The organism is Dehalococcoides sp. UCH007 (assembly GCF_001010485.1).
Classification (GTDB): Bacteria; Chloroflexota; Dehalococcoidia; order Dehalococcoidales; family Dehalococcoidaceae; genus Dehalococcoides; species Dehalococcoides mccartyi_A.
Map to the genome: position 1 here is coordinate 497,289 of NZ_AP014722.1, position 13,618 is coordinate 510,906.

At 48.3% G+C, this 13,618-nt stretch carries 9 protein-coding genes; 6 read left to right on the forward strand and 3 right to left on the reverse strand.

From position 1 onward, the window contains the following. Positions 1-324 precede the first annotated feature (324 nt). The 5 genes from rpoB (at position 325) to rimI (ending at position 10,483) form a co-directional block, all read left to right on the forward strand. A complete protein-coding gene (gene rpoB, locus UCH007_RS02665; protein WP_046960987.1) occupies positions 325-4,143 on the forward strand; it encodes a DNA-directed RNA polymerase subunit beta in 3,819 nt (1,272 codons plus the stop codon). Next, a complete protein-coding gene (gene rpoC / locus UCH007_RS02670) occupies positions 4,130-8,011 on the forward strand; it encodes a DNA-directed RNA polymerase subunit beta' (protein ID WP_046960988.1) in 3,882 nt (1,293 codons plus the stop codon). The genes rpoB and rpoC overlap by 14 nt, the downstream gene beginning before the upstream one ends. Positions 8,012-8,184: 173 nt before the next feature. Further along, positions 8,185-9,234 carry a Holliday junction branch migration DNA helicase RuvB gene (gene ruvB / locus UCH007_RS02675; RefSeq protein WP_046960989.1) on the forward strand — a complete coding sequence of 350 codons (1,050 nt, stop codon included), beginning with the start codon at positions 8,185-8,187 and terminating at the stop codon, positions 9,232-9,234. Beyond that, positions 9,224-9,772 carry an epoxyqueuosine reductase QueH gene (locus UCH007_RS02680; protein ID WP_046960990.1) on the forward strand — a complete coding sequence of 183 codons (549 nt, stop codon included), beginning with the start codon at positions 9,224-9,226 and terminating at the stop codon, positions 9,770-9,772. Before ruvB ends, UCH007_RS02680 begins: the two co-directional genes overlap by 11 nt. Positions 9,773-9,847: 75 nt before the next feature. Continuing rightward, positions 9,848-10,483, forward strand: coding sequence for a ribosomal protein S18-alanine N-acetyltransferase (gene rimI, locus UCH007_RS02685; RefSeq protein WP_023652114.1), 636 nt, complete (start codon positions 9,848-9,850; stop codon positions 10,481-10,483). Positions 10,484-10,501: 18 nt separating this feature from the next. Here rimI and UCH007_RS02690 read toward each other — a convergent pair whose 3' ends face one another. The 3 genes from UCH007_RS02690 to UCH007_RS02700 all read right to left on the reverse strand — a co-directional run bounded on the left by UCH007_RS02690 (position 10,502) and on the right by UCH007_RS02700 (position 12,036). Then, on the reverse strand, positions 10,502-10,729 hold the full coding sequence (locus UCH007_RS02690; protein ID WP_012881864.1) for a hypothetical protein: 228 nt from the start codon (positions 10,727-10,729) through the stop codon (positions 10,502-10,504). Positions 10,730-10,793: 64 nt separating this feature from the next. Beyond that, entirely contained in the window at positions 10,794-11,294 is a 501-nt protein-coding gene (locus UCH007_RS02695) for a permease (protein WP_231854730.1), read from the reverse strand. Between the two features lie 67 nt (positions 11,295-11,361). After that, positions 11,362-12,036: a class I SAM-dependent methyltransferase gene (locus UCH007_RS02700; RefSeq protein WP_046960991.1), complete on the reverse strand. Its 675-nt coding sequence runs from the start codon at positions 12,034-12,036 to the stop codon at positions 11,362-11,364. 44 nt (positions 12,037-12,080) lie between these two features. Between UCH007_RS02700 and UCH007_RS02705 the strand changes: the two genes are divergently transcribed. Beyond that, positions 12,081-13,460, forward strand: coding sequence for an elongator complex protein 3 (locus UCH007_RS02705; RefSeq protein WP_041330766.1), 1,380 nt, complete (start codon positions 12,081-12,083; stop codon positions 13,458-13,460). Positions 13,461-13,618: the final 158 nt, after the last annotated feature.

The window sequence follows — 13,618 nt, forward strand, 5'->3', positions numbered from 1 at the left end:
CCAAAACATAACTTTTAAACCTGTTTTATACTAACACAAGGCTATAGGTACGTCAATTTTGTTATATATATAAGGAAAATAGGTGCGTAAATAAAATATTTTCATTGTTGGTATTTTTTCAGGTTAAACAGACTATTTATATTACATAAAAACTGGTATAATGCTTGACAAACTGTGCTTACAGGAGTACCATTATTATTTGCAAATTATGCCTCCAAAAAAAATGTCAAACCAAAAACAGCGATTTTTTCTTCTAGCCGCATTATTGTGCGCTTTCGTTTTTTAGCGCAACGACGTCCCTTGAGATTATAATAAGGAGCAGACATGGTATCTATGTTACCTAAGGCCGACGCCGCCACTGGTGTAATCCGCAAATCTTATGCCCAATTACCCGAGGTTGTCAATGTACCTAACCTGATAGAGATGCAACTGCAGTCTTTTGTCTGGTTTCAGGAGGAGGGTCTCCGTGAACTGATTGAGGAGATTTCTCCAATCAAAGACTTTGTGGGAAACAGGCTGGAACTGGAATTCATCGGCTATGAATTCAGAGAGCCCCGTTTATCCGAGTACGAATGCACCCAGCGTGACCAGACCTACTCTGTGCCCCTATATGTAAAAGCCAGGCTGATAGTAAAAACTACCGGTGAAATCAAAGAACCCTTTGATTTGTTCTTCGGGGATATCCCACTTATGACCGCTTTGGGTACATTTATTACCAGCGGTACGGAGCGGGTAGTTGTCAGCCAGCTATTGCGTTCACCGGGTGTTTACTTTACCATTTCAGATGACCCGGCCACCGGCCGCCCTCTCTGCCATACTAACCTTATTCCCAGCAGGGGTGCCTGGCTGGAGTTTGAAACCTCCAACCGGGATGTTATTTCAGTAAAAATTGACGGGCGTCGCAAGATTCCCGTCAGTACCCTTCTGAGGGCCATAGGTTATTCTGACGATTTGGATATTTTAAACCTGTTTGAGGTTATTGATAATGACCCCGAACGCCATTATATCCAGTCCAGCATTGACCGTGATCCGCTTATAAAGGATGAAATAAGTGCCCTTATTGATATTTACAGCCGTTTGCGCCCCGGTGATCCGCCCAATGCGGACAACGCCCGCAAACTTATTAACGAAATGTTCTTTGACCCCCAGCACTATGATCTGGGTAAGGTAGGCCGTTACAAGGTTAACCGCCGTCTGGAATTGCCGGCCCGTGAGGTTGGTGAAAACCGTGCCCTTACCCGTGAGGACATAGTAGCCATTATCCAGCGGATTATCATGGTCAATAACGGACAGGATACTCCGGATGATATTGACCATTTGGGCAACCGCAGAATCCGCACTGTGGGTGAACTTGTTCAGAACCAGTTCCGCATAGGTCTGGTACGTTTGGAGAGAGTTGCCCGTGAGAGAATGAGCATTGTCAATCTGGAAATGGTTACTCCCAGTGCTTTGGTTAATATCCGTCCGGTGGTTTCAGCTGTTAAAGAGTTTTTTGGTGGTTCACAGCTTTCCCAGTTTATGGACCAGACTAACCCTCTGGCTGAAATAACCAACAAACGCCGTCTGTCCGCCATGGGTCCCGGCGGTCTTTCTCGCGAAAGAGCCGGCTTTGACGTTCGTGACGTTCATTACTCTCATTACGGGCGTATCTGCCCCATTGAGACGCCTGAAGGCCCGAATATTGGTCTTATCGGTTCTCTGGCTACTTATAGCCGGATTAACCGCTATGGCTTTGTGGAAACTCCCTACCGCAAGGTTTATTCCAAACTGAAAAATAGTGATAAAAAACTGGTTGGTCTTAAACTGAAGACCGAAGTCAGTGAAAAAGGCAAGGTTCTTGCGGCTGCCGGTACTATCATTACCGAAGACAGCTTTAAGCTCATTTCAAAGCTGCCTGAGTGTGATATTCAGGTTATGCCGTTTGTATCTGCCGAAGTCAAATATATGCCTGCAGATGAAGAAGACCGCTATATTATCGCCCAGGCTAATACCCGTTTGGACGATAAAGGTTATTTCCTTGATGAAAGGATTGAAGCCCGTCTGGCTGAACGCTATGTAATAGAGCCCCCCGAAAAGATTGATTACATGGATGTTTCACCCAAACAGATTTTCAGCGTAGCGGCTTCGCTTATTCCGTTCCTTGAGCATGACGATGCCAACCGCGCCCTTATGGGTGCCAACATGCAACGCCAGGCTGTGCCTCTGCTTCGGGCAGAAGCTCCCATGGTAGCAACCGGTATGGAACGCGAAGCAGCCAGATACTCCGGTCAGGTTATTTTTGCCAAGCGCGCCGGTGTAGCTACTTCGGTTACCAGCGAGAAAATAATAATCCGCACCGCTGACGGCGGACATGATGAATATCTGCTCAAGAAATTTGTCCGCACCAATCAGGGTACATGTATAAATCAGCATGCCGTTATAAATAAAGGACAGAAGATAGAGGCCGGGCAGGTACTGGCTGATAGCTCTGCTACCGAAAACGGCGAACTGGCTCTGGGTCAAAATTGTGTTGTGGCCTTTATGAGCTGGCAGGGTTTTAACTATGAAGATGCTATTATCCTCAGCGAACGTCTGGTAAGGGAAGACGCCTTTACCTCTATTCATATTACCAAGCATGAGCTTGAGGCCCGTGATACCAAACTGGGTGTTGAAGAAATCACCCGTGATATTCCCAACGTAGGTGAAGAAAGCCTGCGCGAACTGGATGAAGACGGTATTATCCGCATAGGGGCTGAAGTTGGCCCGGATGATATTCTGGTGGGTAAGATCACCCCCAAGGGTGAAACCGAGCTTTCAGCAGAAGAAAAACTCCTTCGGGCCATTTTCGGCGAGAAAGCCCGCGAAGTTAAGGACACTTCACTCCGTATGCCTCATGGTGAATGGGGTAAGGTTATAAATGTAAGGGTCTTCTCCCGTGACAGCGGTGATGACTTGCCTGCCAGAGTGAACAAATGGGTGCAGGTTTGGGTTGCCCAGAAACGCAAGGTTTCAGTGGGTGACAAACTGGCTGGCCGCCATGGCAACAAGGGTGTTATCTCTATAATTGCCCCAGTAGAGGATATGCCTTATCTGCCTGATGGCACCCCGGTAGATGTGGTTTTGAATCCCATCGGCGTACCTTCACGCATGAATCTGGGACAGATTTTGGAAACCCATCTGGGTTGGGCAGGACATCTGCTGGGCTTCAGAGTGGCTACCCCCGTATTTGACGGGGCGGATGATACCGCTATTGAAGACGCTTTAGCCCGCTCCTGGCTTTCAACCAAGGCTGGTGCAATAGACATGAGCCCTGAAAACAAACGCCCCAGCGCAGATAATGCCAAGGCTATAGAGTGGATAAAACAGCAGGGCTTTGACGGCAAGAAGATATTTGATGAAAAACACCCTGGTCTGGCCAAGGAGGTCAGCCTTAAGCTTTGGCTTAAGGATATGGGAGTAGATGCCTCTGCTTTAAGTGGGGCTGAACTGGAAAAGAAAGCTTACGAAGTGAGCAGCCAAAACCGCCTGCCTTCGCCTATTGTGGGTAAATCAGTACTGCGTGATGGCCGCACCGGCGAAACCTTCGACCAGCCGGTAACCGTAGGCAATATGTACATCCTTAAACTTATCCACTTAGTGGAAGACAAGGTACATGCCCGTGCAACCGGTCCGTATTCACTTATCAGCCAGCAGCCTCTTGGCGGTAAAGCCCAGTTCGGCGGCCAGCGCTTTGGTGAAATGGAAGTTTGGGCCATGTACGCGTATGGTACAGCTCATAACCTTCAGGAGATGCTGACTATCAAGTCAGACGATATTGCCGGGCGAGCCAAGGCTTATGAATCTATTGTAAAGGGGGAGGATGTACTCCAGCCCGGTGTACCCGAATCCTTCAAGGTGCTTGTAAAGGAACTGCAGAGTCTGGGTTTGGCAGTTGAAGTGATAAATGAAGAAGTTAAAATTGCTCCATCCGAGAAAGTAGCCTCTCTGAATGAAGGAAACCAGCCGGGGAGTGATGATATTTCTGCTGAAATACTTCCTGAAACCCTGTATGCAGGCACAGAGGATATAGAAGACTCCATGATGTCGGTAATTGATGCTGACGATCAAGATTTGGCAATGTCATCAAATGATGAAGAGGTATCCGAAAACGATGAACGAAGTTAATGATTTTGATGCTATACGGATTTCGCTGGCTTCCCCTGACCAGATACGAAGCTGGTCTTATGGTGAGGTTACCAAACCTGAAACCATAAACTATCGTACGTTAAAGCCGGAGCGGGACGGTCTTTTCTGTGAGCGCATTTTTGGCCCTATTAAGGACTTTGAGTGTGCTTGCGGCAAATACAAACGTATCCGCTACAAGGGCATTATATGTGATAAGTGCGGCGTGGAAATTGCCCGTGCCAAGGTACGGCGTGAACGGATGGGGCATATTGAACTGGCCTGTCCGGTAGGCCATATCTGGTTCACCCGCGGGATTCCCAGCCGGGTAGGCCTGCTGCTTAATCTTTCTACCCGTAGCCTTGAAAGGATTATTTATTATTCCCATTTCATTATCACTGCGGTAAATGATGAAGCCCGTGAAAAAGCTATTAAAGACCTTGAGGTTATTTCATCCCAGCGGGTGGCTGATAAGGGCAGCGAGGTAGATACCAAGGTTGCCCAGATGGAAGCTGAAGATGCCACTGTTGAAGCTATTAATCAGGTTCGCCGTGATTTTTCAGCTGAACGTGAGCAAATGGAAGAAGATATCCAGCTGCTTATAGACCAACTGAAAGACCTGCAAATAGGTAATCTGCTGACCGAAAACCAGTATTACGAATTGAAACAGCGTTTCAGCAATGTTTTTGAAGCATCTATGGGTGCTGAGGCCTTGTTAAAACTGCTTTCTTACATTGATATGGACAAGGAGCGGAGCAAACTTATTCAGGAAACCCGCTCTACTTCCGGCCAGCGCCGCAAAAAGGCTGGCAAACAACTTCAGCTGGTAGAGGCTTTCCGCCGTTCCAGCAACAAGCCTGAGTGGATGATTATGACGGTTCTGCCGGTACTGCCGCCGGACCTGCGTCCTATGGTTCAGCTTGACGGCGGCCGTTTTGCCACCAGTGACTTAAATGACCTTTACCGCAGGGTTATTAACCGCAATAACCGTCTCCAGCACCTGATGGAAATCGGGGCTCCGGAGATTATTATCCGCAACGAAAAACGTATGCTTCAGGAAGCGGTGGATTCACTGATTGATAACGGACGCCGCGGCAAGAGCGTGGCTGTAAATGGTGACCACAAAGCCAAGTCGCTTTCTGACTTGCTTCGCGGTAAACAGGGACGCTTCCGCCAGAATCTGCTGGGTAAACGTGTTGACTACTCAGGCCGTTCGGTTATTGTGGTAGGCCCTTCACTCAAACTTTCACAGTGCGGTCTGCCCCGCCGTATGGCACTTGAGCTCTTTAAACCCTTTGTCATGCACCGTTTGGTACGTGACGGGTTAGCCCCTAAGAGTGCCCGCCGTTTGGTAGAGCGTGCCCGCCCTGAGGTTTACGATATTTTGGAAGAGGTGGTCAAAGAGAGGCCGGTTATGCTTAACCGTGCTCCTACTCTGCATCGCCTTAGTATCCAGGCCTTTGAGCCGGTACTCATTGACGGCAGTGCCCTCAGGCTTCACCCGCTGGTTTGTTCAGCATTTAACGCTGACTTTGATGGTGACCAGATGGCTGTCCACGTGCCTCTTTCCAAGGCGGCCGTGAAAGAAGCCCGTGAAACCATGCTGTCCATTCATAATATGATGCTTCCCTCCAGCGGTGAGCCGGTGGTCTCCCCCAGTCTTGATATGGTCTTTGGTTGTTATTACCTGACAACCACCCGTCCGGGCGCAAAAGGTGAGGGTAAAGTCTTCAGTGACTTTGAAGAAGCCAAACATTATTACGAAATGGGTATTATTGACCTCCGTGCCATTATCAAGGTACGTGACGGCAAAGGGAATATGCTGGAAACCACTACCGGGCGGATTATATTCAATGATGTCCTGCCCAAGGCTGTAGAGTTTCAGAATATGGACATACCCAAATCCGCCATTAAAAAGATAATCGGACGTTGTTACAAGATACTTTCCAGCCAGGATATGGCTATCATGCTGGACAAGATTAAACAGCTTGGTTTCAAATACGCCACCAGTTCAGGCATTTCTATTGCCATGAGTGATATTTCAGTACCGCGTGAAAAAGCTAAACTGGTAGCCGCTGCTGATGAGCGGACTGCAATCTCCGAAGGGCAGTTTGCCCGCGGTCTTATCACCGAGGATGAACGTTACAATAGTATTATTGAAACGTGGATGGAAACGACTGACCGCATTACGGACGCCATTCAGGCTGGCTTTGACAAACAGGGTTCTGTTTACATGATGGCTAACTCTGGTGCTAAAGGTAACATTTCCCAGATACGCCAGATGGCTGGTCTGCGCGGCCTTATGACTAACCCTTCCGGCCGTATTATCGACTTCCCCATCAAGTCTTCCCTGCGTGAGGGTTTGACTGCCCTGGAGTACTTTATATCTACTCATGGTGCCCGCAAAGGTCTGGCTGATACCGCTTTGCGTACGTCCGGTTCAGGTTATCTGACCCGCCGTCTTATAGACGTAACACAGGATGTTATTATTCTTCAGGAAGACTGCGGCACTTCAAACGGCACCTGGATAGTAGAGCCCAAAGAAAAGGGTATGCTGCCACCGCTGGTTGATCGTGTACTTGGCCGCTGGGCTGCTCATAATGTGGTTCACCCCCAAACCGGCGAAATTATTGTGGAAAACAATGAAGAGATTGACGAAGCTAAGGCCAAGGCTATCGGCGAGGCTGGTATTACCGAGGTCTTTGTGCGTTCTCCTCTTACCTGCGAAGCTACTCACGGCATGTGCCGCCGCTGTTACGGGCGTGACCTTGGCCGTGTCCGTCTGGTAGACATGAATACCGCCGTAGGCATTATTGCCGCCCAGAGTATCGGTGAACCCGGTACCCAGCTGACACTCCGCACCTTCCACACCGGCGGTGTGGTAGGCGTAGATATTACTACCGGTCTTCCCAGAGTTGAAGAACTCTTTGAAGCCCGCCCGCCCAAGGTTCAGTCTATAATCTCTGAGATAGACGGTGCGGTAGAAGTTATTGAAAATGAAAATGGCCGCCATATCCGCATAGCCTCAGATGAGGTCTATCAGGATGAATACGAATTACCTTCCGGCTGGAAGACTCAGGTTCAAAGCGGTCAGTGGGTGGATTCCGGTATGGTACTGGCTTCGCCTGAAATGGAAGGCAAGTCCAAAGCTGTTGTTCAGAGCGACCAGAATGTAGTTGCCAGAGTGGCTGGTGAAGTTTCAGTGGATGGCAATCTGATTACCATCAAGTACAGCGAAAATGAAGAACGCGAATACGCTATACCTGCCGCCATGCAGATAAAGGTTAAAACCGGGGATAGTGTCCGTGCCGGTCAGCAGCTGACTGACGGCTCTATAAACCCGCAAGATATTCTATCCATTTTGGGCAGGGATGCTGTTCAGAAGTATCTGGTTGAAGAAGTCCAGAAGGTCTACTACTCTCAGGGTGTACATATCAATGATAAGCACATAGAGGTTATTGCCCGCCAGATGCTTATCAAGGTACGTATTGATTCTTCCGGTGATACAGACCTTGTTCCGGGTGAACTGGTGGACAAGTTCCGTTATGAGGATATCAATGCCAAGGTTTTGGCCGAAGGCGGCGAACCGGCAACTGCCCATACCGTGCTTATGGGTATCACCCGTGCCTCACTCAGCACCGAAAGCTGGCTAGCGGCGGCCTCCTTCCAGGAGACTACCCGCGTCCTTACTGATGCCGCCATTTACGGCAAGGTGGACAAGCTGTCCGGCCTTAAGGAAAATGTTATCATAGGCAAGCTTATACCTGCCCAGTGTAAGTCCTGCAAGGAAGCTACAGTTGAAAGAGCGGAACGTATTGCCGCTGCAGCTTCTGCACCCGCTGTGAGCAGTCTGCCGGAAAATTGCCTTTAGGCTTAAATAAGCTTCGGTTGTTATAGTCTTGAAAAGAGGGGCGTTATGCCCCTCTTTTTATTATCCCGATATAGCCTGTTTTATCAGCCCGCAAGGCATATGACCCGTCAAACAATCCCTCTAACGCCCGAATATTGAGAGTGTTTTGGAATATTTGTGCTATAATACTTCAAATGTCAGAGAAAAAAGAGCGTCTTATATCCGGGAAACTGGCCGCCGATGATGCCAAGCTGGATACCAGCCTTCGCCCCCGTTGCCTGTCTGATTTTATAGGTCAAAAGCGCCTCAAGGATAATCTTGGGGTAGCCATACAGGCGGCCAAGCAAAGGGGAGAGGCGCTGGATCATGTTTTGCTTTACGGGCCGCCGGGATTAGGGAAAACCACTCTTTCGCATATCATAGCTTTGGAGATGGGGGTGAATATCCGTATTACCTCCGGCCCGGCCATTGAAAGGCAGGGTGACCTGGCAGCTATTCTGACCAATCTGAAGCCATTTGATATCCTGTTTATAGATGAAATACACCGCCTTAGCCGGAATGTAGAGGAAGTCCTTTATCCGGCTATGGAAGACTACGCACTTGACATAATGGTAGGAAAAGGGCCGGGCGCCAGAAGCCTCAGGCTTAAACTGCCACATTTCACCCTGATAGGGGCGACCACCCGCTATGCCATGCTTTCAGCACCTTTGCGTGATCGTTTCGGTTCTATATTCCGTCTGGATTTTTATGATGAAGAAGCCATATATGATATTGTCCGCCGCTCCGCCCGCATACTGGGGGTGGAAGCAGATGAAAATGGTCTTCATCAGATAGCCTGCCGTTCCCGCGGCACTCCTAGAGTGGCAAACCGTTTGCTTCGGCGGGTGAGGGACTATGCTCAGGTAAAGGGAAACGGGCTGATTACCGGGGATATTGCAGCGGAATCTCTGGCCTGTTTGGAAGTGGACAAATTGGGGCTGGATGAGATTGATCACAAGGTTTTAAAAACCATTATCCATAAATTCGGGGGAGGGCCGGTGGGTCTTGAAACTATTGCCGCGGCTATTTCCGAAGAAGCGGATACGATTATGGACGTTTATGAACCTTATCTGCTCCAACTGGGTTTTTTGGAAAGAACACCTAGAGGACGTCAGGCAACCCGTTTGGCTTACCAGCACTTGAGTATACCTTATCCGGCTGATAAAAATACCCAGCAGGGACTTTGGACGGAGAATGGCACCTAAACTTCTTCTCCATGGTTGCTGTGCCCATTGTACCGCTTACTCTTTCAAATACTGGCAGGAACAGGGTTTTCTGGTCAGTGTTTACTGGTACAACCCCAACATTCACCCCTTTACTGAGCATCAAAGCAGACTTGAGGCTATGGAGAAACTTTCAGATGAAATGGGTTTTGAGCTTATAACAGAGCCTTCATATCAAATGGCCGAATATTTTAAAAATGTAGCCGCAAATGTGGATGGGCGTTGTCGAATCTGTTTTGATATGCGTCTGGGGCAGACTGCCGCTTATGCCGCACAGCATGGGTACGAATATTTTTCCTCAAGCCTTTTTATCAGCCCTCACCAGAAACATGCTGATGCAGTTTGTGCGGCTGAAATATCGGCTAAGGAAACGGGGATCAAATTTGCCTATGCAGACCTTCGAAAACGTTATTCGGACAGCCGCCATATTACCAAACCCTTAGACCTTTATCGCCAGCAGTACTGCGGGTGTATATATAGTGAGTATGAAAGATTCGGCAAGGCGGATTCGCCTGCCTAATAGGCTATTTTGTACTCTTTTATCCGGGCAGGTATGTTAAAATATATGTACACTATTTGCCAGAGGTTTATTTAAATGGCCTATTTAATCCGCCCTATAAAAGACGAAGATATACCTGAACTAAATCAGCTTGATAAAGAAGCCTTTCCCACAATGTGGCCGGCGACCAATTTCAAGCGTGAGATGGAAAACATCATGGCCCATTATATGGTGCTGGTTGATGAGGACATCTCCACTGCTGCAAAGCCTGTTTTAAGTATTTGGAAACGACTCAGGAATTGTATCCGACATGATACCGGCACTATTCAGCAGGTGGTAGACTGCCCAAAGGTAATTGGTTACGGTGCTATATGGGTAATGGCCGGCTCTGCCCATTTGGTCAGCGTGGCAGTGCGGGAGGCCTACCGCCGCAAAGGATTTGGCGAGTTGCTTCTGATAAGCTCTTTGAAAGAAGCTATCAAACACAAATGCTTTGAAATGACTCTTGAGGTCAGGGTTTCAAATATTGTGGCTCAAAATCTGTATTTGAAATATGGGTTTGCCATAAAGGGTATACGGAAAAAATACTATTTGGATAATCACGAAGATGCCCTTATTATGACTTTAGATAGCATTGATAGCCCTGATTTTACGTCTAAACTGGAAGAATATAAAAACAGCCACACCCGGAAGTGGAAAACCACACCGGGCATGGCCGAACTGGCTTCTTAAATTTATTAAAAGGGAAAGTTACTCTTCGTCTCCGCCCCGGGATTTGCGTTTTAAATCCCCCAGGGATTTCAATCGTTCAAATTCTGCTTCATCTATGGGTTCGCAGAGCTTGACCGTACCCCGTTCAATGCGTATTTTGAAAAGCTTGCGGCATTTCCAGCATTTATAAGGTCCTTCATATACTTCGTCAGCTAATGAAAAACTGCCAATTACGCCACAATCAGGGCAGGGGATTTTTACCATCATCTCTCAGGTACTTCCTTTCACCAACTTGCGTTTACAGTGTAATAGTTTATTCCTAAGGGAAAAACTATTCAAGCAGGTTTACTTTTGAAAAGAGGGCATTGGCCAGCATCCCGGCGGCTATTGGCATCAGGGCGGTTACGGCCAGCCGTATCAGGGCGAACTTCCAGCCCAGCATGCCAATCTCAAGAGGAAGACGGTTCACCGCCAGCAGTGACCAGCCCGTCATGAATGCTACCATAGTACCGGCTCCGGCACCGCCGCCCAGCAACCCGGCGGCAATGGGCATACAACTGTAAGGTCCGCCCGGCATTAGCCCGCCCACAGCTGTACCGATAAGTACACCTTTGAAACCTGATTCCTGTCCCAGCCACTGGCTGACGGTTTCTTCGGGTATGATAACCCTGAGCATACCGGCAATCACAAAGGCCAGTACCATCATGGGCAATACCTGAATAAATATATCCCAGGCGGCTTTAAACCCCTCTACGTGAGCACCGTTTTTGTTGTAAGCAATAACACTGACCACCACTGCTGCAACCGCCAGAATTATGGTGGGGATTATCATGGAAGGTCTTTGGCCTCTCTCACAGCTGTTATTTACCATATTACTTATACAAATATATCCTAAAGTCCTATTTTTTTAAAGTTTGTTTCTCAAGTATCAGGCAGATGTTACGGGCAAAATATTTTGGTCCGCGGTGGCTCTTTTCACCGGATGAGCTGACTACCCTGAAACCGGCTTTTTTAACCAGTGCCTCTATCTCCCAGCAGGTATACAGGCGGTAATAGCGCATGAGTATCTGGTCCTGACTTTTCCATGGCACCAGAGTTTCCCGCCCCTTAAACCAAAAACGGGGCTGTAGACGGTTCCAGACCGTCAGGAATATTTGTCCGTTATCTTTCAGTACCCGTCCGAATTCGTTTAGGGCTTTTAGTTGAGAATCCGGTCCTTTCAGGTGGTGGAAACTGGCCACAGCAATCAGCCAGTCAAATTCGGCATCCTTGAAAGGCAGGTCTTGCATATCTGCCACTGCCAGATTAGGTTTGAAGCCGTGTTTACGGGCATATTTGCCGGCTTGGTCTATCATCTCGGCAGAAAAATCTATGCCATACAGCTCAAAATTGTTTTTAAAAGGTATAAAATCTGCTCCGCAGCCGCAGCCGGCATTAAGGAGTTTGCCTGTTTGCCATTTTTCGGCCAGTGCTGAAAGCTCCGGGCTGAAAATGGAACGATGGCGAAAGCTGTACCAGCCAGCGGCTATACGGTCAAATACCTGTGACTGGGAAGTAAAATTTTGTTCGTTCATAGCTTTAGGTTATAATTAACTATCCTTAATAGATAAGAGTATATATGAAGAAGCTTTCCCGAACAATATCAGGCGTTACCCCGGTGGCGGTTATGACCAAACCTCTGCCGTGTCCCGGCAAGTGCATATATTGTCCTACTTTTGCTGCCACTCCCCAGAGCTATACACCTGAATCTCCGGCTGTTTTGCGGGCTAAAAGCTGTGAATACCAGGCTTACAAACAGGTTGCCCTTCGCCTGCGGATAATACAGGATATGGGTCACCCTACAGATAAGGTTGAGCTTATAGTTATGGGTGGTACTTTCCTTTCAGCAGATACCGCCTACCAGTATGGTTTCATTAAAGACTGCTATGATGCGTTGAATGGGATAGTGGCTGGCAGTCTGGAGGAAGCTAAGACTATAAATGAAACTGCTCAGCACCGCTGCGTAGGCTTATGCATTGAGACCCGCCCGGATATCTGCGGTGAGACCGAAATACAACGGATGATAGATTTCGGAACTACCAGAGTGGAACTTGGCGTCCAGATGCTGGATGATGATATTTATAAACTGGTTGAACGGGGACATACAGTTGCGGATGTGGCTGAGGCCACCCGCCTTTTGCGTGAATACGGCCTAAAAGTGCATTACCACTGGATGCCCGGACTTCCCGGTTCAGCCCCTGAAAAAGATCTGGCACTTTCCCGCATGGTGTTTGAAGATCCCCGGTTTTGCCCTGACGGGCTTAAGCTTTATCCCACTATGGTAGTGGAGGGGACTGTACTTGAGGAGTGGTGGAAAGAAGGCAGATATACACCGTACCCAAGTGACATCATGACCGGGCTTATTGCGGATATTAAAGCTCTGGTGCCGCCTTATGTGCGTATCTCACGGGTTCTTCGGGATATACCGGCGGTATTTATCAGCGCGGGACTCAAAGACTCCCTGAGAGATGGTGTTCGGCAGATACTGGAAAGCCGCCACCAGAAGTGCAGGTGTATACGCTGTCGTGAATACGGCCACCGCCAGCGGAAAGGACAAACCAGTGGTGAACCCACCTTAAGGCGACTTGATTATCCTGCTTCGGAGGGCAACGAGATATTCCTTAGCTTTGAGGATTCTTCCGATACCCTTTATGGTTTGCTCAGGTTGCGTATACCCTGTTTATCCCTGCCTGTTCCGGATAAAAAATACGGCGGTAAAATAGGACTGGTACGTGAACTGCATGTATATGGCATAGAACTCTCACTGGGTGAACAGGGAGACCAGTCTGCCCAGCACCGGGGTCTTGGCAGAAAGCTGGTGGCCGAGGCAGAACGGCTTGCCCATGACGAATACGGCCTTAGCTCACTGGCAATACTAAGCGGTGTGGGCGCCAGAGAGTATTACCGTTCACTCGGGTATGAACTTTCGGCAGGGTATATGTGTAAGCGTCTGGCTTGATATTAAAGCGGATTTGGCTGATTTTGCCCTGTATGGTGACAAATGTTAAACTACAGGTGTAAACTCTGCTGATGTGTCAGTGAATGCAACTTGAACTGAATGGTAAAAACGTTTTTTAGGTGCTAGAATATAAACAGTTATTTTATACAGTAACTTGT

Coding starts and splice junctions, on each gene's coding strand:
- rpoB (WP_046960987.1), top strand. CDS start 325: ATGGTATCTATGTTACCTAAGGCCGACGCCGCCACTGGTGTAATCCGC.
- rpoC (WP_046960988.1), top strand. CDS start 4,130: ATGAACGAAGTTAATGATTTTGATGCTATACGGATTTCGCTGGCTTCC.
- ruvB (WP_046960989.1), top strand. CDS start 8,185: ATGTCAGAGAAAAAAGAGCGTCTTATATCCGGGAAACTGGCCGCCGAT.
- UCH007_RS02680 (WP_046960990.1), top strand. CDS start 9,224: ATGGCACCTAAACTTCTTCTCCATGGTTGCTGTGCCCATTGTACCGCT.
- rimI (WP_023652114.1), top strand. CDS start 9,848: ATGGCCTATTTAATCCGCCCTATAAAAGACGAAGATATACCTGAACTA.
- UCH007_RS02690 (WP_012881864.1), bottom strand. CDS start 10,729: ATGATGGTAAAAATCCCCTGCCCTGATTGTGGCGTAATTGGCAGTTTT.
- UCH007_RS02695 (WP_231854730.1), bottom strand. CDS start 11,294: ATGATAATCCCCACCATAATTCTGGCGGTTGCAGCAGTGGTGGTCAGT.
- UCH007_RS02700 (WP_046960991.1), bottom strand. CDS start 12,036: ATGAACGAACAAAATTTTACTTCCCAGTCACAGGTATTTGACCGTATA.
- UCH007_RS02705 (WP_041330766.1), top strand. CDS start 12,081: ATGAAGAAGCTTTCCCGAACAATATCAGGCGTTACCCCGGTGGCGGTT.